Annotated in this window: 23 protein-coding genes; 16 read left to right on the top strand and 7 right to left on the bottom strand. The window is 52.8% G+C overall.

All coding sequences use genetic code 11. From position 1 onward, the window contains the following. Positions 1–56: 56 nt before the first annotated feature. The 3 genes from E3E51_RS10385 to E3E51_RS10395 form a co-directional block, all read right to left on the bottom strand. Positions 57–2,435 (bottom strand): STT3 domain-containing protein, encoded by a 2,379-nt coding sequence (locus tag E3E51_RS10385; RefSeq protein WP_167913039.1) that lies wholly within the window; start codon positions 2,433–2,435, stop codon positions 57–59. 437 nt (positions 2,436–2,872) lie between these two features. Continuing rightward, positions 2,873–3,868 (bottom strand): NDP-sugar synthase, encoded by a 996-nt coding sequence (locus tag E3E51_RS10390; RefSeq protein WP_167913040.1) that lies wholly within the window; start codon positions 3,866–3,868, stop codon positions 2,873–2,875. Between the two features lie 15 nt (positions 3,869–3,883). Next, complete coding sequence (locus E3E51_RS10395) at positions 3,884–4,177, bottom strand: nucleotidyltransferase domain-containing protein (protein WP_240924319.1); 294 nt, start codon at positions 4,175–4,177, stop codon at positions 3,884–3,886. Between the two features lie 82 nt (positions 4,178–4,259). On the opposite strand from E3E51_RS10395, the gene E3E51_RS10400 reads away from it, so the two are divergent. Continuing rightward, positions 4,260–5,213 carry an NAD-dependent epimerase/dehydratase family protein gene (locus tag E3E51_RS10400; protein ID WP_167913128.1) on the top strand — a complete coding sequence of 318 codons (954 nt, stop codon included), beginning with the start codon at positions 4,260–4,262 and terminating at the stop codon, positions 5,211–5,213. Position 5,214: 1 nt separating this feature from the next. Here E3E51_RS10400 and E3E51_RS10405 read toward each other — a convergent pair whose 3' ends face one another. Both E3E51_RS10405 and E3E51_RS10410 read right to left on the bottom strand, forming a co-directional pair. Beyond that, complete coding sequence (locus tag E3E51_RS10405) at positions 5,215–5,454, bottom strand: hypothetical protein (protein WP_167913041.1); 240 nt, start codon at positions 5,452–5,454, stop codon at positions 5,215–5,217. After that, on the bottom strand, positions 5,445–6,161 hold the full coding sequence (locus tag E3E51_RS10410; protein ID WP_167913042.1) for a hypothetical protein: 717 nt from the start codon (positions 6,159–6,161) through the stop codon (positions 5,445–5,447). The genes E3E51_RS10405 and E3E51_RS10410 overlap by 10 nt, the downstream gene beginning before the upstream one ends. Positions 6,162–6,204: 43 nt before the next feature. On the opposite strand from E3E51_RS10410, the gene E3E51_RS10415 reads away from it, so the two are divergent. Genes E3E51_RS10415 through E3E51_RS10440 form a run of 6 tightly spaced genes read left to right on the top strand, consistent with a single transcriptional unit; the run spans position 6,205 to position 12,501 of the window. Then, positions 6,205–7,953: an Ig-like domain repeat protein gene (locus E3E51_RS10415; protein WP_167913043.1), complete on the top strand. Its 1,749-nt coding sequence runs from the start codon at positions 6,205–6,207 to the stop codon at positions 7,951–7,953. After that, positions 7,950–8,948 carry a DUF4350 domain-containing protein gene (locus E3E51_RS10420; RefSeq protein WP_167913044.1) on the top strand — a complete coding sequence of 333 codons (999 nt, stop codon included), beginning with the start codon at positions 7,950–7,952 and terminating at the stop codon, positions 8,946–8,948. Before E3E51_RS10415 ends, E3E51_RS10420 begins: the two co-directional genes overlap by 4 nt. A 2-nt stretch (positions 8,949–8,950) precedes the next feature. Continuing rightward, positions 8,951–9,871: a MoxR family ATPase gene (locus E3E51_RS10425; protein WP_167913045.1), complete on the top strand. Its 921-nt coding sequence runs from the start codon at positions 8,951–8,953 to the stop codon at positions 9,869–9,871. Then, a complete protein-coding gene (locus E3E51_RS10430) occupies positions 9,868–11,151 on the top strand; it encodes a DUF58 domain-containing protein (RefSeq protein ID WP_167913046.1) in 1,284 nt (427 codons plus the stop codon). The genes E3E51_RS10425 and E3E51_RS10430 overlap by 4 nt, the downstream gene beginning before the upstream one ends. After that, entirely contained in the window at positions 11,148–11,702 is a 555-nt protein-coding gene (locus E3E51_RS10435; RefSeq protein WP_167913047.1) for a hypothetical protein, read from the top strand. The genes E3E51_RS10430 and E3E51_RS10435 overlap by 4 nt, the downstream gene beginning before the upstream one ends. Beyond that, a complete protein-coding gene (locus tag E3E51_RS10440) occupies positions 11,689–12,501 on the top strand; it encodes an exosortase/archaeosortase family protein (protein ID WP_167913048.1) in 813 nt (270 codons plus the stop codon). The genes E3E51_RS10435 and E3E51_RS10440 overlap by 14 nt, the downstream gene beginning before the upstream one ends. Before the next feature lie 9 nt (positions 12,502–12,510). Here the strand turns inward: E3E51_RS10440 and E3E51_RS10445 are convergent, their stop codons facing one another. Continuing rightward, positions 12,511–13,281, bottom strand: coding sequence for a hypothetical protein (locus tag E3E51_RS10445; RefSeq protein ID WP_167913049.1), 771 nt, complete (start codon positions 13,279–13,281; stop codon positions 12,511–12,513). Between the two features lie 256 nt (positions 13,282–13,537). Between E3E51_RS10445 and E3E51_RS10450 the strand changes: the two genes are divergently transcribed. The 9 genes from E3E51_RS10450 (at position 13,538) to cca (ending at position 25,947) form a co-directional block, all read left to right on the top strand. Continuing rightward, on the top strand, positions 13,538–14,527 hold the full coding sequence (locus E3E51_RS10450) for a DUF1616 domain-containing protein (RefSeq protein WP_167913050.1): 990 nt from the start codon (positions 13,538–13,540) through the stop codon (positions 14,525–14,527). Between the two features lie 79 nt (positions 14,528–14,606). Beyond that, complete coding sequence (locus E3E51_RS10455) at positions 14,607–15,203, top strand: TasA family protein (RefSeq protein ID WP_167913051.1); 597 nt, start codon at positions 14,607–14,609, stop codon at positions 15,201–15,203. 31 nt (positions 15,204–15,234) lie between these two features. Next, entirely contained in the window at positions 15,235–16,050 is an 816-nt protein-coding gene (locus E3E51_RS10460; RefSeq protein ID WP_167913052.1) for an HAD-IIA family hydrolase, read from the top strand. Beyond that, on the top strand, positions 16,047–16,481 hold the full coding sequence (locus E3E51_RS10465; protein WP_167913053.1) for a ferritin family protein: 435 nt from the start codon (positions 16,047–16,049) through the stop codon (positions 16,479–16,481). The genes E3E51_RS10460 and E3E51_RS10465 overlap by 4 nt, the downstream gene beginning before the upstream one ends. A 190-nt stretch (positions 16,482–16,671) precedes the next feature. Then, positions 16,672–21,852, top strand: a complete 5,181-nt coding sequence (locus E3E51_RS10470) for an adenosylcobalamin-dependent ribonucleoside-diphosphate reductase (protein ID WP_167913054.1) — start codon at positions 16,672–16,674, stop codon at positions 21,850–21,852. Positions 21,853–21,989: 137 nt separating this feature from the next. Beyond that, entirely contained in the window at positions 21,990–22,451 is a 462-nt protein-coding gene (locus E3E51_RS10475) for a phosphoribosyltransferase (RefSeq protein ID WP_167913055.1), read from the top strand. Between the two features lie 204 nt (positions 22,452–22,655). After that, positions 22,656–23,705 (top strand): hypothetical protein, encoded by a 1,050-nt coding sequence (locus E3E51_RS10480; RefSeq protein ID WP_167913056.1) that lies wholly within the window; start codon positions 22,656–22,658, stop codon positions 23,703–23,705. Positions 23,706–24,015: 310 nt separating this feature from the next. Next, on the top strand, positions 24,016–24,570 hold the full coding sequence (thpR, locus tag E3E51_RS10485; RefSeq protein ID WP_167913057.1) for an RNA 2',3'-cyclic phosphodiesterase: 555 nt from the start codon (positions 24,016–24,018) through the stop codon (positions 24,568–24,570). A gap of 9 nt (positions 24,571–24,579) precedes the next feature. Continuing rightward, the gene (cca, locus tag E3E51_RS10490) at positions 24,580–25,947 is read left to right on the top strand and encodes a CCA tRNA nucleotidyltransferase (RefSeq protein WP_167913058.1); all 1,368 of its coding nucleotides are present in this window, start codon (positions 24,580–24,582) and stop codon (positions 25,945–25,947) included. Here the strand turns inward: cca and E3E51_RS10495 are convergent. After that, the gene (locus E3E51_RS10495; protein WP_167913059.1) at positions 25,870–26,133 is read right to left on the bottom strand and encodes a hypothetical protein; all 264 of its coding nucleotides are present in this window, start codon (positions 26,131–26,133) and stop codon (positions 25,870–25,872) included. The two genes, cca and E3E51_RS10495, sit on opposite strands and share 78 nt — an antisense overlap. Between the last annotated feature and the right edge of the window lie 15 nt (positions 26,134–26,148).

The following is a 26,148-nucleotide window of genomic DNA, read 5'->3' on the forward strand; positions in this document are numbered from 1 at the left end:
GCAACTAAAGGAACATATAAAGATTTCGCATCCTAGGAGGAATCGGCGGCGCTTAGCTACCTGTCACCGTCCGTTCCATGCAGAACATCGTCTATCCTGAAAATCCCCCTGTCAAGTACGGTCTTCTTCTGGACGTAGACATACCTCACGACGACGCTTCCGTTGATGTCCGCAGGAAGAACAAACGCATCCTTCCCTTTAACGCCGTACCACTTTTTGAAGACGAGCGTGCCGTTGTCGAGGTAGCCATGGATGCCGAGGCCGGTTCCTGTGGCATTGGTGAACCTGAGAACGATGGAGCCGTTTTCCGCAGTGACAGCGACGTTCGGGTGCTTAAACCGGAATACCTTGATGTAACCCCCGTCGGAGTACACTGGAGCGTAATTCTCGGGGTATTCATCCGTGAACATCAGCCGTGCCAGGAGGGTATTGAATGCCTCTTTGTTCATCAGCACTGCGTAACCATAATTGAGATTTATATAGACGTAAACATCGGCGGTTGGATTGCCCGTTACAGGTACCCTCTCCAGAGAAGTGCCCCTTTCAACGAAGACTTCGGCGGGAATCACAACAGCCCCACCAACGTTGGCCTTGATGTCCCACGAATCCTCCCCAGGGGCGACCATCAGGGAGTACGATCCAGCGGAGAACAACAGCATGCCGCCAACGGATGATGCCCTAGGCATGAGAATCATCACGTACTCCCCGGGAGAGACGTTTGCCGTTTCCAGAACCGCCCCGAACTTCAACAGGGTGTCGTAGGAGACGACGACATAATCAACCCCCAGGTTCATTAGGGCCCTATCGCCCTTAAGTCCCAGATAGTACTGGGCCACCCATCTGCTCGGACCTCCCTGTGCAACGGGGGCCCTTCCCGCGAAGTACGTAACCCAGTGACCCTCATCCCACCAGGCCAGGACAACGTCGTTTATGTTGGAGTCATCTCCAAGTTCGGTTAATGCCTCCTCCCAGTGGCCGTTGACTATGGGTTCAACGCCGGCGGTATTTTTAATTCCCTGGACTGCCGCCACGGCTGGGATTAGAAGAATGATAATGGAGAGACCGGCTGCCCCCAGTTTTTTGGCGGACAGTTTGGGTAGGAGTGCCCTATGCAGCCTCACCACACCGATTCCCGCCATCACGGCTACTGTGAGCGAACCGATAAAGAGGAATCTCGTCCACAAAACAATCATCGGAAGAACAACCGCCGCGAGACCCAGGATTACGAAGTCTCTTATTTTGAGTTCGGTCGGGAAAAACATCAGGAAAAACGAGGGGACCAAAAACACCACGATTCCATACGCTTCCCACAGATCATGGAATGCCGTTCTCTGGGTTTCCACGATGGGGGATTCCGGGAAGAGCTTCAGGATAAGCCTATCGACCATCCCATAGTAGCGGTATCCCACCCAGACCGCAACGAGGAGGCTAACGGCGATAATCAAAGCCCGCAGTTTTCCATCCTTCATGAACTTGAACCTGGAAAGGAGCATCAGCAGGGCTATGAACCCGAGTGAGAGGGGCACGGCATATTTGATGTATATCAACAGAAACACGTCTTTAATGAAACCGAACTGGAGTCCAAACTCTTCAGCAAGCTTCCTTCCCAACCACTCGGTGGCCCCGACCATCCCGTACCCAAAGTGACCGCCCAGAGCGTTCGCCACGAGCGCCCCGACAGCCGTCGCCAGCACGAGGGCAAGGGAATCAACGAAAAACCTGGTCCTGCCGCCCAGGAGGAACGTTCCCACTGCCAGCAGCAGAGCGCTCCCCAGCAGAAACCCGAATATCGGGTAGTACGCCTGCCAGAAGACTGCGGACAGACCACTGGCGAACGCGGGTATCAGATAGAAAATCAGCCTTCTGTACCTCCACTTCCGCCTTCTGCGGGAGATCGCCATCGCGACTCCAAACAGGGCCACACTGTACCAGAAGAGCATGTAGTTGTCCCCCCTGTAGTAGCCGGCCATGGAGCGGAAGACGTGACCGAAGAGAACCGCCAGGAAAAACGCTGAGAGAAAGGCCTCTTCCTTACCGTAAAGCTTCAAAACGGCCAGATACGTGAACACAACCGTAAGAACCCCAAAGATTACAGGGGTTACTCTGAAAGCATTGTACAGAGAGACCCCGAAGATTGAAAGGAATTCGTAGATATAGGCAGGTGTCATCCATAGGCCCAGGGGGTGGAAGTGACGTATCTGCATACCCCACGGGCCGACTGCATACGTGAAAAAGTTCACCCACTCGCCCCTATCCAGCGAGTACCGTACGTATGTGAAGTGGAAGTAGGGGTCATAGCCGAGGAGGTACTTAAAACGCATGGGGAGGAGCCTCAGAACGAGCGCGATAACGGCTATGATGACGGCAGCGAACCTCGGATCGATGAGCTTCCTGTAAAGAACGGACACCGCTTCAGACCTCCACAGCCGCCCCATTAAAGCCCCCTCCACACCGATTCCTCCCCATTCAATTACTATCGACAGGTAATAAAAGCGTTGCGCAACGCCACCTTTTTCATGCGCCCAGGCATCACCCGTCCCAGTGGATGGGAGAGAAGTTCCTCAATGAAAACACATTTATCCAGAAACGCTTCAAAGAAATTTTGCTGTAAATAAAAGCAAAGCTTTACATGGTTAAAGACCCCACAGATTTGAGGAGTGCTGTACGGAAGAGACTGAAGCGAAAGCTTCACCCCAGGACAGCCTGACCCGAGTGGTTTCATGAACCGTAACGGAACATGAGGCACGTTGCAGGGGAGGGTTTGAAAGGAGTGGAACTTCACTCCAGCCTCTTTCGCACGGCGCTCCTCACTATTCTACGTGCCAAGAAGGAACGATAGTGACGTTATTCCCAGAGAATAAGAGGGAGGGTCTCACTCACCCCTCTGTATCTTCGCGTGCCCGCCGACGAGGCTCTTCCTGAGTTCGAGGTTTCTTATCTCACACTTCTCGTCGATGATGGAGCGCCAAATAGTGGAGTTTCTTATTATCGTGTTTCTAAAGACTATCGAGTCGCTTATGTCGGAGTTCTCTATGATGCATCCCTCGCCGATGTAGGCGTATGGGCCAATCATGGACCGCCCGAGTATCTTCGCACCCCTCTTTATGACAACGGGAGGAATAATTTTTGCGTAGGGGCTGATCTGAATCTCCTCGACATGGCTCTCCCGGAGGAGCGTCTTGAGGGCCTCCAGATAGCTGTCGGCCGAGCCTATATCGTACCAGTACTCGGAGAAGCGGTAAGCTTTAATCGGATCACCCCTCTCAAGGAGCCACTGGAGGAAGTAGCCGGGGGAGTCGCGGTTGCCGTTGGAGAGGTACTCGTCGATGCGTCCCATAACCGCCTTTGGAAAGACGTAGACGCCGGTGCTAACCAGAGTCGACGTTGGCTCGGCGGGTTTTTCATGGAACGAGATAACCCTGTCCCCCTCAAGAACCACCACACCGTAGCGTTTGGCCAGTTCCAAATCACCAACATCGTAGACGGCTATCAGAGTCTTCCCGTCGTAGGAGTCCAGGAACTCCCGCAGGGAGAATGAGAAAAGGTTGTCACCCGCTATGACGAGATAGTCGTCAAGGCCGAGTTCATCTATGGCCTTCTTCAGCGCACCTATCGTGCCGAGCTTTTCCTCCTCGTGGAGGGTCTCCTCAACGATCAATCCGACGCCGTACTTCTCGGCGTACCGTCTAAAATGAGCCTCAAAGAATCTGTTTGTTGATATGTAGGTCTCCAGTCCCAGCTTTCCTACCCTTTCCAGGATGTATTCCAGTATCACCCTGTCCCCGACGGGAAGCAGGGCCTTCGGGTTGTCCTTGGTTATGGGCCAGAGTCTGGTGGCGTAGCCGCCGGCCATTATGAGGACTTTCATTTTTTATCACCCCAACTATCGTATTCCAAGGGCCTCCCTCCGATACAGTTCGAGATAGTGAGAACAACCGTTGTATTCCCTCATGGTCCGCTCTTCAAAGTCACACCCGGTCTTTTCGTCCCTGCTGAAGAGGAGCTCCCCACCGATGACGTGAAACCTAAATGCAACGTCTACATCTCCAAAAGAACGGTTCTCCGGGAAAGAACCGTGAATGTAGGCGAAGGGAATGCCCTCCCGGGACATAAGGTACGTCATTATCCACCCCTTAAGGGCATCCCGCTCCAGAATTGAGAGACGGTGCACTTTCATGGGGTTAACTCCGTTGGAAGGATACAAAAAACTTTCCCCAAAGTTTAATAGCCCGACAACATCAATGGGTTTGGTGGTACGAATGAAGGTTCTCGTTACGGGAGGTGCCGGGTTCATAGGCTCACACCTGGTGGAGGGGCTGATGGAGCTTGGATGGGACGTCAGGGTTCTCGACGACCTCAGCGCGGGCAGTCTGGAAAACATAAGGCGGTGGCTGAACCACGAGAGCTTCGAGTTCATCGAGGGGGACATGAGGGACCCGGGAATCGTTGAGGAGGCTGTTGAGGGCGTCGATGTCGTCTTCCACCTCGCGGCGAACCCGGAGGTTAGAATAGGCTCCCAGAGCCCGGAGCTGCTCTACGAGACAAACGTGCTGATAACCTACAACCTGCTCAACGCGATGAGAGGCTCAAGCGCCAGGTACCTCGTTTTCACCTCCTCCTCAACCGTCTACGGCGATGCTTCCGTGATTCCGACGCCAGAAAACTACGCCCCGCTCGAACCGATAAGCGTCTACGGCGGTGCCAAGTTGGCCGCCGAGGCTTTAATCAGCGGCTACGCCCACACCTTCGGGTTCAGGGCCCTGATCTTCCGTCTAGCCAACATCATAGGCGAACGCTCGAACCACGGGGTCATCTACGACTTCATAAACAAGCTCAGGAAGAACCCGGAAGAGCTTGAGATACTCGGCGACGGGACGCAGAGGAAGAGCTACCTCCATGTGAGCGATACGGTTGAGGGCATGCTCCACATCTTCGAGCACTTCAGGGGGAGCGATAAAGCCGTCGACTTCTACAACCTCGGCAACGACGACTGGATAACCGTGAGGGAGATAGCGGAGATAGTCAGCGAGGGGATGGGCCTGGAGCCGGAGTTCCGGTTCACCGGCGGCGTCGATGGAGGCCGCGGCTGGAAGGGCGACGTCAAGTTCATGCGCCTGAGCATAGAGAAGGCGAAGGAAACCGGCTGGAGTCCGAGGCTCAACAGCTACAAAGCGGTGGAGAGAACTGTGAGGGAGCTCCTCTCCGGAGTCTAGTTCACCTCAGCACCTCGTACACTTTTCTTGCCACGATGAAGGCAAAGGCCAGAAGGAGCAGATACGCCGAGAATTTCAGGGAGTCCTTAACGTCCCGGGGAAGGTAGAACTCCCCTACCTCCAGGGTTATCAGTATCCCAATAAGCACCACGGTGAGGAATATCTCAATAGACGGACTGAGCAGGGCAGAGAGAACAACCCATATAGTAAAGAACAGAAAAACGTTCTCCCTCATAGCCATTTTTCAATCCCACCAAGCCGTTCTAAAGTAATCTTCAGGTACTCCCCACTCCTCCCCACAGAAACCACCCTCAGGAGCTCCTCCACTCCCAGGGCTATTCCCACGAGCACGGCGGAGACTACGGGATCGGCGTACACAGGGCTCCCGCAGAGGGGCTTAACGAAGACGTTTATTTTGCCCTCCTCTTCAAAGACCTCGGCCGAACCCAGACCCAGTGCACTCAAAACAGACGCAACGGCAGACGAAGCGTACCCAAGTCCCGTTCCCGAAAGCTCACCCACGTTCTCCAGCGCATACTCCACCAGACCCCATCCTGGGGGAGGGCTTATTAACAGGCCGCTCTCCCTTTCGGAACCGGTCACGAAGACGGTGCCCTCACCGAATCTTCCCAAGCCAATCGTGAAATTCCGCGACCGGGGAAGAAAAAAAGCACCCTTCGGAAGATTCTCATAGGGAGGGATAACAATCGGATCCCCCTGGAGCTCCAAGTCCTTTTCTAGGGCGCCCAGAAATTCACAGGAAGGGCCACAGACCAGGGGGAGAACAGCGCTGTCCACGGCTCCATGAAGGGGAAGGGCAACGGAGACCAAACCGAGAATTATCGATCCTATCCCGAGGTTAACAAGGGAGACCGATCCCCCGGTTCCACCGTAGTACCAGAGGATTACCCCTGCCGCGATTAAAGCGCCCCCGATTATCCGCCCCATTTTAACACCGGGGATGAATAAACTTAAAAGGTTTTTATGCCTTATGGATGTGATAACGATGAGGAGCCTGTCACTTTTAATAATCTTGGTTATAATAATCGGTTCATTTCCAGCGGTGGCGGGTAAGGCCGTTGAAAACCCCACCCAGCGAGACGAGTTTTTGTACGACTACTTTTCTCACGTTCTTACAAAGTTTGAGTATTCACTAAAATACGCCCTGGAAAACGAGAACTATTCCCTAACCCTTGCAAACGCAACGTTTCAGGAGCTGGAACTTCTCCAAGAGGAAAGCATGTACTACCAGGACAGGGGCCTAAACCTAACGGTTATGCGGGTCATCCCCCCGTTCTATGAATTCTCCAAACAGCTAATACTCTTGGACCAGCTCACACTGCAGTTCCAGAACAATCCAAACCCAAAATTGGCCGCGGGAATACTCGGAACCGTGAAGGGCATGGAATCTCTGCTGGATGCCATAGACCCCATAAAACTGAGAGACGGAACTAAGATCCTCACGTTTAATACAGAGGGAGTCCGGAGGAGACTCGAAGAGGTAAAAAACCTAGCACTCAAGGTTCCTCCTGTGGGAGAGTTCACCCTGGGGGTCTCGGAGAGGACACCCATTCTCAACGAAACAGTCACGATATTCGGAACATGTCCGGAAAACAGAACAGTCACTATCGTTGTGACCAACGGCAGCTCAACGGTATTTCTAGCGATCAAACCAAAGGGGGGATTTTTCTCAATCGGGTACCGGTTCGAGTCCCTTGGAGCCTACCGGATATACGCCACCCAATCGGGCAGGAAATCAAACACGGTAAATGTTACGGTAAGAAAAATCCCCACACTCTTCATCGTAAGCGACACCTATTCCGCGTTCCTCGAGGGCACTATAAAGCTGAAGGGGAAGCTGGTGGACTACTACGGGCAGCCATTAGCGGGAAGAAACATAACGATCGGGGACAAAACTCTGATAACAGGAAGCGAGGGGGAGTTCTCGAAGGAGTACTTCTCGGACAGGGCAGAAAGCCTGAGGGTAGCCCTAGCCTTCGCTGGAGACAGACTTCACGGGGGAACTTCAAAAGAGGTCACCCTGATCTTCAAAAAGTACCCAGTATCAATAACCCTGAACGGTCCGGACGAAGCGAATCCTGGGGAGAAAGTCCGCTTTAAGGGCACAATCGATCCGCCCTTAGGCGCTCCCCTCACCGTATACGTCAACGACACTCCCTCGTTTACAGTTGTCCCATCAAACGGTACCTTTGCCTTCAACCTAACGCCTGAAAGGGCTGGAAGGCTAAAGGTTTACGTCGTATTCCCTGGAAGTGAAACCCACGAGAGGGCAATGTCCAACGCGGTCTCTCTGACGGTGGTTCCCCCCGAAAGCGCTGCCGTTAGATATCTGTCAATACTCATCCTTGCACTCATCCTGATGGGCATCTTCACGCTGGAGAAGAAACGGGCAGAATCAAAAGGACCAGCCAAACAGATTCCCCCGCTGCAAGTGGATAGATCCGGCTACCAAATTGAAGAACACGTTCATGTTCCGGAGGACGTTGGGGAGGCGTACAAACTGCTACGTGAAAAGCTCCATGAGGCGTTTGGAATAGACGAGAGCATGACGCCGAGGGAGGTCCTGAAAACCTTAAAGGGATGGGGGCTTTATCCAGTGCTGGAGAGGGTCACACTGCTCCACGAGAAGGCGGTTTATGGGGAGACCAGCCTGAGCGAGGAGGAACTCAGGGAATTCCACAGAGGCGTTAAACGGCTCCTGGGGGGTGTCACAGGATGAACAAAACTGTCAAATACCTGATACTCCTGCTTCTCATTTTCACGTTCATCACAATGCCCCTAACCGTTCCCCTCTTCAAAAGCTCAACGCCCTACAGCATGTTCAACTCCGACTGGGACGGCACCTCCAAGTTTGCAAAACTGGCGTATCACGAGGGCAAAAAAGTGATACCCCTCCTCGGCACATTTGACACAACAAACATCAGCAAACTAAACGGTGTTCTAATGATAATCGGCCCCAACATGACCTTTACCAGTGCAGAAACGGAACAGATAAGGCTTTTCCTTGAACGGGGGAACACCCTCCTGATAGCGGATGACTTCGGAACGGGAAACGAGCTACTCAAGGCCCTCAACGTGACGGCGAGGATATCCAAATACCCGCTCAGAGACTTCTTCTACGAAGGGGACGACAGGCTCATAGTCTCGGTCAGGATAGAGGATCCCTTCCTGGCCAGAAACGTGACGAAGATAGTGACTAACGACCCCTCGGCGATACTCGTGACTCGAAAGGGCGAGACGTACGCGAGCAAGATGGCGATGGTCAATTTCCACAGGAGAATGTTCCCCATCATGACCGAAGTGCGGTACGGTGAAGGAAAGATAATCATAATATCCGACCCGGACATACTAATAAACCAGCTTTACGACGAAAACGAGCCGTTCTTAAGGAACTTAATCGAATATCTCGGGGCGGATACCTTCTACTTCGATGAAGCACACCATCCGGACTTCAACCTGTACACCGCGGGCACGATTACGATAACCCGATTCCTGCCAAGAGAGAAAGCCTTAAAGCTAATACTGATTGTGGCAACCCTAATCCTTCTCCAGGAGATTGGGGTATTCACGGCACTCTGGAGGGTTATGTGGCGTTATCTTTCACGCTTCTTTAGGAAAACTGAAAGTCCCGAAGAACTCGCCCTGATCCTCGCTAAGGAGCGGGGCTGGGACAAAGGGGAGATTATGGAAATGCTCGAAAGAATGGGTGATTGAAAATGATACTGGAAAAGATACAGCGTGAAGTGGGGAAAGCTCTCGTGGGAATGGAGAAAACCGTCGAGCTGATGACAATAGCACTGATAGCCGGAGGACACATCCTGCTTGAGGGAGTGCCCGGCATAGCAAAGACTACCCTCAGCAGGAACTTCGCCAAGACACTCGGCCTGAAGTTCTCAAGGATACAGATGACCCCGGACCTTCTCCCGGCGGACATCATAGGACACACGTTCTACGACATGCGCAAGGGAGAATTCAAGATAAGAAAAGGCCCAATCTTTGCCAATGTTGTTTTAGTTGACGAGATAAACCGTGCATCTCCCAAGACCCAGAGCGCCCTCCTGGAGGCAATGGAAGAAAGACAGGTCAGCATGGAGGGCATACCGCTAAAGCTCCCAGAGCCGTTCATTGTGCTGGCCACGATGAACCCCGTCGAGATGGAAGGCGTCTACGAGCTTCCAACGGCTCAGGTAGACCGTTTCATGATGAAAATAGACCTAACGTACCTGCCCGAGGAAAGTGAGAAGGCAATGCTCAAAAGAAAAAACCTTGGTAAGTTCACCGAGGCAAATCAGGTAGTCCTGAGCAGTGAGCTGGTTCAGACAAGAAGGGAAGTCATGAAAATCCACGTAAGCGATGCCATAATAGACTATATCTACAGGATTCTCCAAGAGACCAGACTCGACGAGAGGGTAATCCTGGGTGCATCACCGAGGGCCGGGGAGCACCTTCTCTACGCAGCCAAGGCCAAGGCATACCTTGAGGGAAGGGGCTACGTTATCCCCGACGACGTTAAGGAACTGGCCATCCATATACTGTCCCACAGGATAGTCGTAAGACCGGAGTACGAGGTCGAGGGGACGAACGGGAAGGATATCGTCAGGGAAGCCCTGGAAAAGGTAGAGGTGCCAACGGGATGAAGAGAGCCGAGGTAGTACTCTCGCTGGCGGCCGTGACCGGAGCGGCCGCTTACCTAACCGGCAGTCCAGCTACGGCTGTGATGGCAGCATTGATAATGGGCCACTACGCCCTGGCCAGACTGGCGTTTAACCCCAAGGTAAGGATAACAAGGGAAGTACCCCCAAGGGGAATGGAGAAAGAGCCGCTTAAAGCCCAGGTAAGGGTCATCAATGAATCCAGCACAGCGGGAATCGTCCATGTGGAGGAAACCGCAAGGGACGTCTTTGCCAGAAAACTAAGTGTGGAACTCAAGCCGCGGGAGAGAAAGTATCTCACGCAGACCCTCATCCCCCAATCCAAAGGACACGTCAAACTCAGGGCAAAAGCCGTTTTTGAAGATTCCCTGGGCTTTTTCATGAGGGAATTCCCCGTTGAAGAGCAGGGAAAGATAACGGTCTTTCCCTCCCCAAGGAGCATACGCGAGGCCATGAGTGAAAAACACCAAGTGGATGCCCTGGCAGAAACGGAGAAGGCACTGGGAGTGGGCTCCGAAGTTCTTGACTTTGAGGAACTTAGGGAATTCCTGCCCGGAGACGACATAACCAAAATAGACTGGAAAGCAACCTCAAGACTCCAGACCCTTATAGTGAGGGTCTTCAAACGTGAGACCCTAAGTGATGTGTACCTCCTAGTCAACGTTGACAGAAAATTCCGGCGCGAGATCAAGCGGGGCAAAATAGACTATCTGGTTCTCATAATAACCCAGCTGACCGCATACTTCAAAAAACTCGGGCACACAGTTAAGGTCATCGCATATGACGACACTGGAGTCGTTCAGATGCTCGAACACGCAGAAGACCCGCTAATCGTCACATCGAAACTCAACCTTTCAGAGGAGAAAGGCCTGCCGCCGCTGAGGCCAGCATCACTCTCACCACAGTCCAACCTGGGAAAACTGGCGCTCAAAATAAAACGGGGCTCACCTGCACCGGGAATCGTAAAAGCCGCTATGAACGTCGAAACCGGCGCCTACGTGATTATCGTCGACGATCTCGGCCTTCATCCGGGAGAGGTTATAACCGCCTCCAAACTCCTGCGCAGGAAAGGAAGCAAAGCTGTCCTGCTGTATCCCAATCCGGTACTGTTCGCGAGCAAAAAAGAGCTCAGCGAGAAACAACTGGAAGCACTCTACACGGCATACCACGAAAGAAAAAGAACCATGAAGAAAGTGATGGGATGGGTCAAAGTAATCGAAGTCGGACCAAGCGACCTGCTCCCCAGGGTGGTGAGAAAACTATGATAGGGCTCATGGCATCAATACTCGCAGCGGTAACGCTGAGAAACCCCATGTTCCTGCTGATTATCCCAGCCTACGCCCTGAGGTTGAGGAGCCGAAACGCAGCCCTGATAGGATTTTACGCCTACACAATCGCCCTGGCCGCAACCCTGCCCAGCACGTCCATCTACGAGGGCGCTGGACTGAAGGTTGCAGTGATAACGGGATCATCCATACTTCTTGCCCTCGACGAAGTCCTGAGGGGAATTGAAGTGGAAAAAGAAACTCTAGCAGTATCGGGAGTTCTCACCGCCTCGGCGCTCAACGATTACACCTTCATAATCATCCTGGTGGGGGTGACACTCTACACCCTCCACAGGAATTTCGGGAAAGCTCTCGCGTACCTCGTGGGCTGGCTGGTCGGCTCAGTTCTTCTCCTGTACACGGGCAGGGAGAGACTGTCCGACCCCGCGGCACAGGCACTGGTCATACTGGGAGTGGGGCTCATCTTCCTGCTGTTAGCCGAGAGAAAAGAGGCGGAATTCTTAGAGGTGGCCCTGCGTGAGAAGGACTGAGGCCATAACAACAGCCGCCCTGATACTGACGGGCATCCTTTTTGTAATCTACAAAACCCCGTTCACCGTGTACATGGGGTTGCTCTACATATTAACCCTCAACACGGCAAAGAAAAATCCCCGCGGCAGAAGGGTTGAACTCAACTTCCAGACTATAGCCGGCATCGTGTTAATCATCACCGCACCGGTGTTTCTCATTGTGGGCCTCAGGGGGTACTCAAGCCCATCCACATTCCATGCATTTTTCCTCGCTGGTTTGTCCCTCCTGTTCCTTGAAACCAGCGAAAACAAGGTTCCGCTGGGAATTCTTGCACTCGAAGCGTTTACTGCTATAGCCGCCAAAACGGTATGGTTCAGAACCACTATTGGTGCCCTCAGCAACGTCTTCGTGGATGTAACCTCCGTTTTAGTCCGGGTTCTCATAGACCTCACCGGCATCCCCATAACAATGAACGGCAACACCGCAATGATAAATGACGGCATTATCATAATAGGCTTTGGCTGTTCGGGATTGGACGCGTTTGTTCTGTATGTCGTGGCATCTATTCTCCTGTCGTACCTAAGAGAATCAAGCAGAGAGGAAACCGCCCTGCTCCTCATAGGTGCGTTGGGGATAATACCCCTAAACGCCCTTAGGATATTCGTTCTCCTAGCAATAGGGCACTACAGTGGAATACCCTTCCTTGAACTTTTTCACTCACACTTGGGGGATTTAATGTTCGTTGTATACGTCCTCGCTTATTGGTGGTTGATTCTGAAACGTTCAAACTCAAAAGAAGGTTCAAACAAAAAAAGATGAACAGAGAACTCACTGCCTTCTGGAGAACCGCAGAACACCAAACACCACAAGGATGGTCAGTGCGGCCATTGAAACCCAACTGCTGAAGAATGGCACCGCCCCAACCCAGGATGCCGCATACAGCTCATTGAAATAGTCGTTGCCAGATTCCAGTGTGGTATCCGCAACCACAGTATTCCCGTGAATCTCTTGGATATTGTCCACGTACATCTGCCCCCCAACGGGCGAGGCGTTGTTCATATAGGCCGCCACCAGGTTCGCCGAAGCTACCCAGTTAACTGGGACACAGGGGATGTTCAGGTATCCCAACTGGACATCGTCATATTTAAAATACAGACATTGTCCGTAAGGCGAGCTGGGAACGAAGGTAATGTTATAAACATGCCAAGAATTGAAGAATTCAACGTCGTTGGGGATATCATAGCTACCTCCATATCCCTGCGAGGTATTACTGCCATTCCAGACCCCGTAGACCAAAGACACATTGTCAGTAGTAGCGTTAAAGATTATTCCCATAGCAGCGATCCAACCATTAGTGAAGTTAACAAGGAGTGGTGTGGCAACCATCGTGTACGCGGTATTGTTAAAGTACGCCTCCCACCGGATGGAGAAGTTGTCGCTGTATGCATCGTAACTGGTAATTGAGGTGTTGGATGCATACGCACCGCTCACATTTTCAATCTTAATCGCTGCACCCGAACCGACGGCGCTAACTGCCCCCGCCATTCCAACAAGCACAAGAACGCCCATAAACATAACCAGCATTCGTTCCAGTCTCATTAACTATCCCTCCATATTTCGCGAGAGACACTCCATAATAAATGCAGGTTAGTTCCTTGGGAATTCCCCAATACTTTGTCTGTTACGCATTTGGTCTATAAATACCTTTTGGCATATTACGTCTCAGATAAGACCTCCCGGGATAATACTGAAAAGTAACTCTCACGGATTAAAACAGGTATCGGCGAAGAAGGGAGTCATACAACCCACGAAAACCGTTTTAAATCCCCCGCTTTCACTCTACCCAGGTGATAAAATGAACCCCAGAAAACACTGGGATCTGCTGGCGGCCATCGCCCTCTCAATAATCCTCAACCTCCTCATATTCTATGCCCCCGACAGTCTTCTCAGGAAGGCTTTAGGGCTGGCCTTCGTCCTCTTCTTCCCAGGCTACGTATTCATAACCGCCCTCTTCCCCAACCGGCCAGAGCTGGACAACCTCGAACGGCTGGCCCTCAGCTTCGGTCTGAGCATAGCGATAGTCCCGCTTATAGGTCTTGGACTAAATTATACCCCCTGGGGTATAAGGCTCATCCCGATACTCATCAGCCTCACAATTTTCAACATCATCTTCGCCATCATAGCAATATACCGCCGTTCGAAGGCGTTTGAGCCGTGGATTCCCTGGATAACCATCGAGCGAATCAAGGAAGAACTCGAATGGGAGAACTCAAGCAAACTTGACAAGGCACTGACGGTCATCCTGATAATCGCCATAATCACATCCATCGGAACCTTGGCCTATGTGGTAACCCACCCCAAACCCGGTGAGGCCTTCACCGAGTTCTACATCCTCGGCCCGGATGGAATAGCCGACAACTACCCCACAGACCTTAAAGTGGGCCAGAACGGGACGGTAATAATCGGTATAGTCAACCATGAGCACCGCAACGTAACCTACTACGTCCAGATATGGCTGGTGAACCTAACGTGGGACAGCACGACCAACACAACGGTAATCCACGAGATGTACCCACTGCCCGGCTGGTTCAACGTGACGCTGCCGAGCGTTCCCGTGAACATCGAGGGCAACTGGACACCGCAGTTCGAGACCAACTACACCTTCAGCATAGGGGAGCCCGGCGAGTGGCAGGTGTGGTTCCTAATCTTCAAGGACGAACCGCCAGAACTTCCCCCTGCCCCTCCCGACGGCAACTACGCAGAAACCCCCGCGAGGGACCTCATTCTGAAGGCAGTTAACGGGACCATCCAGTCCCTTAAGCTCAACATCAACGTGAGGCCATGACCAATTTTACTATTTTTGAAGAAAATTTTATAAGCCCTCCCCACGTAAGCATCTCAGAATACCATTGAAGGTGGTGCAGATGAAACATGCAGGAGTTGTAGCAGTCGGAGTCCTCGCAGCGATCCTGGTGCTCGCCGGGCCGGCCAAGTCACTCTTCACCGACACCGCCCTCTCCGAGAACAATGGGATAAGCTCGGGGGAGTTTGACATAGCCATAAGTAAGGACGGGAGCAAGTTCTACAACGATGCCAAACTCTTTGAGTTCTCGGACCTGAAGCCGGGCGAAGAGAGAACCTTCAGCTTCTACGTTAAGAACAGGGGCGACGTCGACGTCTCAAGATTGACCATGACCCTGTACATCAGAGACCTTGAGGAGGGTACGATGAGCCCGGCGGAGAAGGCCGTGGACAACACGACAGACGTAGGGGAACTCAGCGGGTACCTGATAGTGAAGGAACTGAGGGTCTACCTCGGCCGGGTTTCATGGACAGTCGACTCTGTGAGGGGCAGGAGCCTGAAAGAACTCGGTGGAAAGGGGGTAAGCCTCATCGACAAACCCCTCAGAGAGGGAGAGAGACTTAGGGTCACGATGACGGTGGAGTTCTCAAAGGAAGCAGGCAACGAGTGCCAGACCGACAGGGTTCTCGTCAACATGAAGCTCAGCGCGGAGCAGTGAGCTTTTAAACCCTCTCTCCATTCTTTTTTCCATGCCGAGAAAAATCGCCCTCATCTTCGACATGGACGGTGTTCTGTACAGAGGAAACGAACCCATTGAGGGATCCAGGGAGCTGATAAACTTCCTGAAGGGGATGGGCGTTCCGTTCATATTCCTGACCAACAACTCCACCAAAGACCCCGCTATGTACCGCGAGAAGCTCCTCTCGATGGGCATCAACGTCCCGGAGGACGTCATAGTCACCTCGGGCCTCGCCACGAGGCTCTACATGGAAAAACACTTTGAACCAGGGAAGGTTTTTGTCATAGGGGGAGAGGGACTTCACAGGGAGATGGAGCGCCTCGGCTGGGGAATCGTTGGCGTCGATGAAGCCAGAAAAGGCGCCTGGAGGGAAGCAAAATACGTCGTCGTCGGCCTCGACCCCGGTTTAACCTACGAGAAGCTCAAGTACGCCACGCTGGCTGTAAGGAACGGCGCGAGGTTCATCGGCACCAACCCCGACACAACATATCCCGCCGAGGAGGGCATCTACCCCGGCGCGGGCTCGATAATAGCCGCGCTGAAAGCATCAACCGACGTTGAACCTCTGATAATAGGCAAACCCAACGAACCGGCCTACGAGGTAGCGAGAAGCAAGCTCAAAGCTGATGAAATCTGGATGGTGGGGGACAGACTCGACACCGACATAGCCTTCGCCAAGCGCTTCGGCATGAAGGCGGTGATGGTTCTAACCGGTGTGAACACACTGAATGATGTTGAAAAAACCGGCATAAAGCCCGACCTCGCCCTCCCCAGCGTTAAGGAGCTGCTAGATTACATGAAGACCCTCATGGAGGCCTCGGAATGAAGCTTCAGGAACTCCTAAAGAGGCTCATATGGCAGGAGAACGAACTCTACAACCTCCACAAGCTCGGTGAGACCTTCGCCACTTTCGAGAGACCCGAACTCGTGGAAACCTTCCAGCTGATGGCAGAGGAGGAGCTGAGGCACAGGAAAACGCTGGAGGGGATGCTCTCCGAGGGAACGCTGGAGGAAACCGCGGTTATAGACTACCTCGAATCCCTCTCCATCGAACCCATGCTGAGCGACGAGAGGGCGGAGCCAACGAGCCTTGAGGAGCTGATCCTTGAAGCCCTCGTGAGGGAGAAACATGCATATGAACTCTACACGAGGCTCTCCCAAATACTGGACGGCTCTTTAGGACACATCTTCAAAATGATGGCAGGGGAAGAGCTCAAACACGCCTACAGGCTCAAACTGGTCTACGAGGGGCTTTAACATTTGGATAACTTATCCGACATCTTCCTTTTCTATCCATTTACCCCGAAGGCAAAGTTCAGGGCATAAATTCGTCACCTCGGCAACCTGTAATGGGGTAAGGTATATGTAGGAGTGGCCGGCATAGAGTTCTGCTGATGCTTCTACTAATGGGGGCAACGATAAACAGCTGTACGTCAGGGGTGTTTATATGCCGGTTGAAAAAGTGATGAAAAGGGACGGCAGAATTGTTCCATTCGATAAAGACCGTATAAAATGGGCTATACAAAGGGCAATGCTCGAAGTAGGCGTCCGCGACGAGAAGCTCCTCAACAGGGTAGTCAGGAGGGTAGTCAGGAGAGTCAACGACCTGTACGATGGCCAGGTTCCCCACATAGAGAACATCCAGGATATAGTCGAGCTGGAACTTATGCGCGCCGGCCTCTTCGACGTCGCAAAAGCCTACATCCTCTACCGTAAGAAGAAGGCCGAGATCCGCGAGGAGAAGAAGAAAATCCTAAACAAGGACAAGCTGGACGAGATAGACAAGCGCTTCTCCATCAACGCCCTCCGCGTTCTGGCTTCACGCTACCTGATAAAGAACGAGAAGGGAGAGATAGTTGAGAGCCCCAGGGAGCTCTTCGAGCGCGTCGCGGTTCTCTCGGTCATCCCGGACCTGCTCTACGACGAGAGGATTTTTGATAGGGAGGGAAACCACGAGCAGGACCTGAGCAGGGTGGAGGAACACCTGAGAACCCTCGATGAGTACGACGGGAAGCTCTCCATCGGAAGGTTCAAGCTCAACAGGTACCACTTAGAGAGGCTCCTCAACCTCTACCGCGAGCTGGCCGAGAAGGGCCAGATGAAAGTCCCAATCGACGATGTAATAAAGATGCTCGAAAACGGCGCCTTCGACCGCTACGAGGACGAGGTAGAGGAGTACTTCAGGCTGATGACGAGCCAGATATTCATGCCGAACACACCGGCGCTCATCAACTCCGGCAGGCCGCTCGGCATGCTCTCGGCGTGCTTCGTCGTGCCGATAGAGGACGACATGGAGAGCATAATGAAGGCAGCGCACGACGTGGCCATGATACAAAAAATGGGTGGGGGTACTGGAGTTAATTTCTCCAAACTCCGTCCTGAGGGTGATTTCGTCGGCTCTACTGCCGGAGCTGCCTGCTTTACAGGAGACACAAGGATTCTTACGGAGAGGGGATTCATCCCCATCAAAGAAATAGTCAAAGGAGAGACGCCAAGAATCGTGACTCATGAAGGCTTAAAGGAAATCATCGAGGTCTATGACAACGGTGAAATGGAGGTTTTCAGGGTTGTTACCGAGGACGGTTACGAGCTAAAGGTAACGGACGACCATAAGTTCTTAGTCTTCGACGAGAACGGAAAACCCCTGCTAAAACCACTCAGAGAACTAAAAGTCGGGGACTACGTTTACATCCTCGCTCCAGAATGGGATGGCAGGGACTACGTTAAGCTGGACACCAGCGTTGAACCCAGGGCAAAAGGTTACGACGTAAACCTCCCAGGGGTACTGGACGAGAAGTTTGCGTATCTCCTCGGCATAATCCACGCGGACGGCCACGTGAGGCACCACTTCGAGAACGGGAAGAGAAAGAACTCCAAGATAGAAATCTACCTGAACGAGAGCGAAACGGCGATAAAGGAGAAAGTTAAAAGATACTTCGTTGAGCTGTTCGGACTTGAACCCAAGGAATTCCTGAACGAAGAAAGCCACAAGATAACACTCGTCATTCCCTCAACAAAGATAGTCAGGTTCCTCGAAGCAAACGGTCTTTCAAAGGACAAACCCGAAAACATACGCGTGCCGGAGGCCATCTTCAGGAGCCCACCGTCGGTTATGGCCTCTTTCCTTGCGGGATTCTTCGACGGGGATGGAGCCCTTGACCATAACTATAGAATAGCGCTCAAATCAATTTCCAGGGACTTCATAAAGGACGCCCAGCTCCTTTTCATGGCCCTGGGGATAGTCACAAGCATACAGGAATACAAACCTCCCCAGGAGAACCACAGAACAGTGTATACGCTTAGAGTTCAGACGAAGGATATGAAGATTATGGCCATAACTGCCCTGAAAGAATCCATCAAGCTATCAGAAATCGCGGAAAAAGCCATTGAGACACTGGAAGAAAACGGCAAGAACAAGAAGTTCTCGTTCCCGTTCAACGCGATTTACCGCATAAAGAGCCCCGAGGTAAGAGCAAAGATACAGAGAGACTACAAGCTCTTGTCCTACAACTCAAAGGTCACACACAGGGCATTCATAAGGAAAGTGCTCGAACTGAATGACGAGCTTGGACTCGACGAGGAAGAGATAGAGTACTTTGAAATGCTTTCGAAACTCTATCCAACAAGGATAACAAAGATAGAGCCCCTTGGAAAGCGCCATGTCTATGACCTCCAAGTCGAGGAAGTCCATCTACTCACTGGAAACGGAGTTTACACCTCCAACAGCGGACCCGTTTCCTTCATGCACCTCATCGACGCCGTCAGCGACGTCATCAAGCAGGGGGGAGTAAGAAGGGGCGCGAACATGGGAATCCTTGAGGTCTGGCACCCGGACATAGAGAAGTTCATCCACGCCAAGGAGCGCAACACCGGAACCAACGTGCTCAGCAACTTCAACATCAGCGTCGGCATCTGGGAGGACTTCTGGGAGGCTTTAAAGGAGGGCAGGCGCTATCCGCTCGTGAACCCGAGAACCGGCGAGAGAGTCAAGGAGATAGACCCCAAGAGCCTCTTTGAGGAACTCGCCTACATGGCGTGGGCAAAGGCGGACCCAGGTGTGGTGTTCTTCGACGTCATCAACAGGAGGAACGTTCTGGAGCCTGCAAAGGGCGAAAAAATCCGCGCGACCAATCCGTGTGTCGTCGGTGACACTAGAGTCCTGACCCCGGAGGGATATATAAGGGCCCAAGAGCTCTTCAGCATGGCAAAAGAACGCGGAAAGAAGGAAGCAGTTGCCGTTGAAGGAATAACCGAAGGAGGAGAACCCTACGCATATTCCATCGAAGTCCTGCTGCCAGGGGAAGAGAGGGTCGAGTACAGAACCGCCCATGGCGGCGAGCTTGTAATAGCCGACCCCGTGGCTCTTCCCGCGTACGTCTGGAAGGTCGGCAGGAAGACCGTCGCAAGGGTGAAGACAAAAGAGGGATACGAAATAACGGCAACCCTCGACCACAGGCTGATGACGCCGGAAGGCTGGAAAGAGGTCGGAGAGCTCAAGCAGGGGGACGAGATACTCCTGCCGAGATTTGAAGTTGGAGACGAGTTTGGAAGCGAGAGCATCGGTGAAGACTTGGCTTTCGTCCTCGGGTGGTTCATCGGAGACGGCTACCTCAACACGAACGACAAGAGGGCATGGTTCTACTTCAACGCCGAAAAAGAGGAGGATATAGCCGGGAGGGTCATGGAGATATTGGTCAAACACTTCGGAATCAAAGCCGAGCCTCACCGCTACGGCAACCAGATTAAGCTCGGCGTTAGAGGAAAAGCCTACGAGTGGATTGAGAGCATAGTCAAAACCAACGACAAGCGCGTTCCTGAAGTCGTCTTCAGGTTAAAGCCGAGGGAAATAGCGGCTTTCCTCAAGGGTCTCTTCAGCGCCGATGGTTATGTGGACAACGACAAGGCAATAAGGCTCACCTCCAAAGACCGCGAGCTACTCAGGGAAGTTCAGGACCTCCTGTTGCTCTTCGGGATACTATCCAAGCTCTACGAAAGGCCGTACCCGAGTGAGTTCAAATACACCACCAAGGACGGCGAGGAGAGGACTTACAAGAGCGAGGGCTACCACGAGCTGGTCATAGCCAACTACAGCAGAAAGCTCTTCGCGGAGAAGATTGGCTTTGAAGGCTACAAAATGAAGAAGCTCAGCCTCAAGAAGACCAAGAGAGACGAGCCCATCGTTACCGTTGAGAGCATTGAGGTGCTCGGAGAAGAGCTCGTTTACGACTTCACGGTTCCAGAAAAGCACAGCTACATAAGCAACGGCTTTATGAGCCACAACTGCGGGGAAGAGCCGCTCTACGACTACGAATCGTGCAATCTGGCCTCGATCAACCTCGCAAAGTTCGTGAAGTACGACGAGGAAGGCCAGCCGTACTTCGACTGGGACGAGTACGCCTATGTCATTCAGAAGGTCGCCAAGTACCTCGACAACGCCATCGACGTCAACAAGTTCCCTCTCCCCGAGATAGACCGGAACACCAAGCTCACGAGGAGAATAGGCGTCGGAATGATGGGTCTAGCGGACGCGCTTTTCAAGCTGGGCATAGCCTACAACAGCAAAGAGGGCTACGACTTCATGAGGAAGGCAACCGAGTACCTCACGTTCTACGCCTACAAATACTCCGTCGAGGCCGCCAAAAAGCGCGGGCCGTTCCCTCTCTACGAAAAGTCCGCCTACAAAGACGGTGAGCTCCCGGTCGAGGGCTTCTACCACCGCGAGATATGGAACCTGCCGTGGGACGAGCTGGCCGAGGAGGTCAAAAAGTTCGGGGTTAGGAACGGAATGACAACCACCTGCCCACCGACGGGAAGCGTCTCAATGATAGCGGACACCTCCAGCGGAATCGAACCGATATTCGCGTTAGTCTACAAGAAGAGCGTCACCGTCGGCGAGTTCTACTACGTTGACCCCGTCTTCGAGGCGGAGCTGAAGAAGCGCGGCCTCTGGAGCGACGAGATACTCAGGAAGATAAGCGACAACTACGGCTCGATCCAGGGGCTTGAGGAGATTCCAGAGGACATGCAGAGAATTTTCGTCACCTCGATGGACATCCACTGGCTCGACCACATACTGGCCCAGGCGAACATCCAGCTCTGGCTCACCGACAGCGCGAGCAAGACCATCAACATGCCCAACGATGCAACGGTGGAGGACGTCAAGGCGGCTTATCTGCTCGCCTACAAGCTCGGCTGTAAGGGCATAACCGTCTACCGCGACGGCTCGCTCTCGGTGCAGGTCTACAGCGTTGAGGGCGAGAAGAAGCAGCGCATCAAGGCCAAGCCGAGCAGGTACGCTGTCGAGAAGCTCAAGGCCGTCGTTGAGGCCGAGCCGTGGCTCTCAAAGTTCATCAACGTCGAGGCCATACTCAACGGCACCAACGGGAAGGAGAAAACCGAGAGTGCCGGCATGACCTTCTCAATAAGCGGGCCGGTTGCGGCAAAACCGATGCACGACCCCCCGCGCCACGCGGAGAAGCCCAACGTTCCAAAAGAGGCAACGGAGCTTCTCGGCGTTGCGTACTGCCCGGTCTGCTACGAAAGCGATGGCGAACTCGTCGAGCTGAGGATGGAGAGCGGCTGCGCAACCTGCCCGAGGTGCGGCTGGAGCAAGTGCGTGATAAGCTGACGCCGCTTCATCCCCCTTTTCTGTTCAACATTTTCCTGTCAACACATCCTTTTTAAGCCAAAGGTTTTAACTTCTGCCACTCAGACGAAAGCCTTAATTAGGTTTCACCCAAACACTGGGTATTCGGAGGTGTTGTCATGGACAAAGTCTATCTCACGTGGTGGCAGATTGACAGGGCCATCTTCGCGCTCGCAGACCGGCTGAGGGATTATAAACCAGACGTTATCGTCGGCGTCGCGAGGGGCGGACTCATTCCGGCCGTGAGGCTCAGCCACATCCTCGGCGACCTGGAGGTCAAGGTCATCGACGTCAAGTTCTACAAGGACATCGACGAAAGGATGGAGAAGCCGGTCGTAACGATACCCCTCCACGGCTCACTGGAGGGAAAAAAAGTGGTCATCGTCGACGACGTGAGCGACACGGGGAAGACCCTCGAAGTCGTCATCGAGGAGGTCAGGAAGGCCGGCGCGGAAGACGTTAGAATCGCCTGCCTCAGCATGAAGCCCTGGACAAAGGTGGTTCCCGACTTCTACGTTTTCCGCACCGACAAGTGGATAGTCTTCCCCTGGGAGGAGTTCCCGGTTGTTGTGAGGGAGTGAAGTTTTGTTTTCCCACACTTCCTTTGCATCGATATGCAACTCTTTTACTCAAGCTTCTTTTGAACGGTTCTAAAAGGAAAATATAAATTAGAATAAATTCATACTTAAAAAAAAAGAAAAGATAATTATAATTGGTAAAAGGAAAAGTTTATAAGAGATAAATTATCCAAATAGTAATGCGAAAACTATAAGGAGGTGAACCACTTGCGGTGGAGGCCACTATTAGCAGTCCTGTTGGGACTGCTGATGGTCGGGGTGACAGCGGCTGGAACAAATATATCCGCGAAAGGGGCAAAGGAATCTAACAAAGATACGTTGGACATTGAACTCCTTCCAATCCCAATGGGCAAAATGATGTACTTTTACGGGGAGGATGCAGTGAAAGCCCTGGCGGAGATGAATCACAAAAACCTGACGCTGAGAATAGTCCCCAGCCAGGGGTTATCTCAAGTAACGTTCGTGGGATTATACCGGGATACCAACGGTAGGACATATTACTACATAGTAGAGGGACCAGTAAAAAAGGAGACCGTCCTAAGGGACTTCATTAAACAAGCAAAGCACTTCTCGCAGAGGCCGGCACACAGGAAGATATCGATAATGGGACGAACCCGAGATTGGGCCGACATTGGGGCAGTCACATGGAAAAAGACCTCCGTTGGAACCACAATGGAGATGGGGATAACGGCAGAATTCAGCTACGTCCCCACGACATCGGGAATGAAATACTACCTTGTGGAAATCTATCAGTCAGGCAATCCCAAGAGGAGCGACATAGCCGTTGATGAGATGACCGTCGACATAAGTGTTCCGGACAGAATACCCCTTTCAGAAATATGGATAAGCAAGTGGCTACCAAAAATGGATGGGGGACCTAAAAAATACTACTCATACACTTCAACAATAAACGTGGAAGGAAACTTGCTAAGTTATTCCGCCTCTGCATCAACAAGTGAAGAAACCAACGACGGCATCACGTTTAGGTGGAAGGTTAAGAGTCGCGAGATTGGAAGGAACGTTGAGTTCATTCACTACGACTTTGTAAAGAAGATTGGAAGTGGACGCCTCTCAAGACCAGCTTATGGAATAATCCTCGATGCAAACCCCAGCGTTATCGTTGTCTCCAAGCCGAACACAGCCCGGCTATTCTTTGAGGCCAGTGCAAAGTTTAACATCGCCAATCGGATGATTATCCCTACAGGCACACTGAAATTCGGGGTCGAGTTTAATCCTAACGGCGTAAGAGAGCAGTAAGTTCCCAAAGGAGTAAGATTAACCAATGAGCATCCATTTTCTTCATTTTCATGATTTTAATCCTCGTGTACTCTGGCAATGCACTCACCCAGAACTGAGCGCTCAAAGATGCTGTGATTTCATTTGAAAGCCTTCGCCCTTCCGGGCGGGAGGGGGTCAGACTCCAACAGCAAACCTCAAGAAGGTGTTCAGGATTTCAAAGGCCATTTATCGGGAGTGGTATGGGACGGTGTAGAATCGAATCCAACGTACGGGTAACGAACACGAAAACCTCTTTAACCCCCTCCCCCAGCTTTTCTCAGGTGGTGATATGAGGGCGTTCATAGCCATTGAGGTTAGCGACGAAGTTCGCGACAACCTTCTGAAGGCACAGGAAAGGATAGGGGGCAAATCAGCAAAGATAAAGTTCGTCGAGCGCGAGAACTTCCACGTCACGCTCAAGTTCCTTGGGGAGATTGACGAGATAACGGCAGAAGAGGTCAAAAGGGCGCTGGAGGAGATAGCAAAGAAGCACAGGAAGCACCGCGTTAGGGTGAAGGGGATAGGCATCTTCCCGAACCCTAACTACGTCCGCGTCATCTGGGCTGGAATAGAGAACGACGAGGGCATAAAGGCGATAGCGAAGGACGTTGAGCGGGAGATGAGGCGGCTGGGCTTCAAGAAGGAGAAAGACTTTGTCGCCCACATAACCATCGGCCGCGTCAAGTTTGTGAGGGACAAACTGGAGCTGGCGATGGCGCTCAAAGACCTCGCCAACGAAGACTTCGGCGAGTTTGATGTTGAGGCCATAGAGCTGAAGAAGAGCACGCTGACGCCGAAAGGGCCGATCTACGAGACAGTTGCAAGGTTCGAGCTGGCCGAGTGAGGTGTGGAAATGGACGTCGAGGCCGTACTCCAGAAGGTTCTCCAGAGAATACGCCCGACGGACGAGGAGAGGGCCTTCGTGGAGGGCCTGATGAGGGAACTGGAGGACATAGCTGAAGAAACCATCGAAAGCCTGGGCCTCGACGTTAAGCCCTATTTCGTTGGCTCGCTCGCCAAGGACACATACCTGGCCGGAGACCACGACGTTGACCTCTTCTTAGCTTTCCCCCTCGATACCCCCCTGAAAGAGCTCAGGGAGAGGGGTCTGGAACTCGGCAGGGCCATCGCAGAGAGGCTCGGCTCCTACGAAATCGCCTACGCCGAACATCCCTACGTTAGGGCCCTGTACAGGGGCGTGAAGGTTGATCTCGTTCCATGCTACGACGTGGGGAGCTGGCGGGACGTGAAGACGGCCGTGGACCGTTCGATACTCCACAACCGCTGGGTCCTTGAGAACCTCAGGGGCAGGAACGACGAGGTGAGGCTCCTCAAGCGCTTTTTGAAGGGCATAAACGCCTACGGGAGCGAGATATACATCCGGGGCTTTTCGGGATACCTGGCCGAGATACTAGTCATCAAATACGGCTCCTTCCTCGAAGTTCTCAAAAATTCCGACTTCATGCTGAGGCAGAAGATAATAGATCCCGGAAACTGGCTCAAGCGGGAACATGAGACGGCCATGAAAACCGTCAGGCGTGAGGCCGAGGCCGACAGGCCCCTGATCGTCATCGACCCGGTTGACCCGAGGAGAAACGTCGCGGCAAACCTGGGCTGGGAGCGCTATGGCTTTTTCTACTTCAGGGCACGTCAGTTTCTGGAAAATCCGGCCGAGGAGTTCTTCTTCCCAAGAGGCAGGAAAAGAGGAAACTATCTCTCCGAGCTGAGGAGGAAGGGAAGCCACCTCGTGACGCTGGTCTTTGGGGCCCCAGACCTGGTGGATGACATCCTGCTCCCCCAGCTGGAAAGGAGTGCGCGGGGCTTTGAGAGGGCCCTCTCAAGGGAGGGTTTCAATATCCTTGGCTGGAACGTTGGGCATGAGGGCGGCAAAGCGTTCATAATGCTGGAGGTGGACAGGAGGGAAAGGGAGAGGGTGAGGATAAAGCCCGGACCCGAGTTCTTCACCGAGAGGGGCCTGGACTTCTACCGGAAGAACGAGAGGGTGTGGCTTGGGGGAAAGAGGCTCTTCGCAGAAAAAGCCGTCAGAGAGAGCATAATCGAAGTTATCCTCGAACTCTTGGGGAAGAACCAGGTTGCCCTGGGAAAAAGCGTTAGGGAAAACATCAGGGACGCCAGGATAATGCTAGACTACGTCCCGAAGGAGTTGGAGGACGAAGCCTACCTCTTCCTGAGCAGAGAGAAGTGGAATCTGAAGGGCTAGCAGGAGGGTCTTCTTCCCCACTCCCTTCTTCTCCGCGTCCTCAAGTATGCGCTTGAGCCTCAGGTACTCCTTCCCTCCAAGCTTCATCAGCACGGGGCCGATGATGAACAGCTCCTCCTCACGGCGTTTCTTCTCCTTCAACACCATCCCCTCCGCCTCCGGTCGTTTTTGTATAATGTCCCCCAAGTTTTAAAGGTTAGG

Source organism: Thermococcus sp. 21S7 (assembly GCF_012027615.1).
Taxonomy (GTDB): Archaea; Methanobacteriota_B; Thermococci; order Thermococcales; family Thermococcaceae; genus Thermococcus.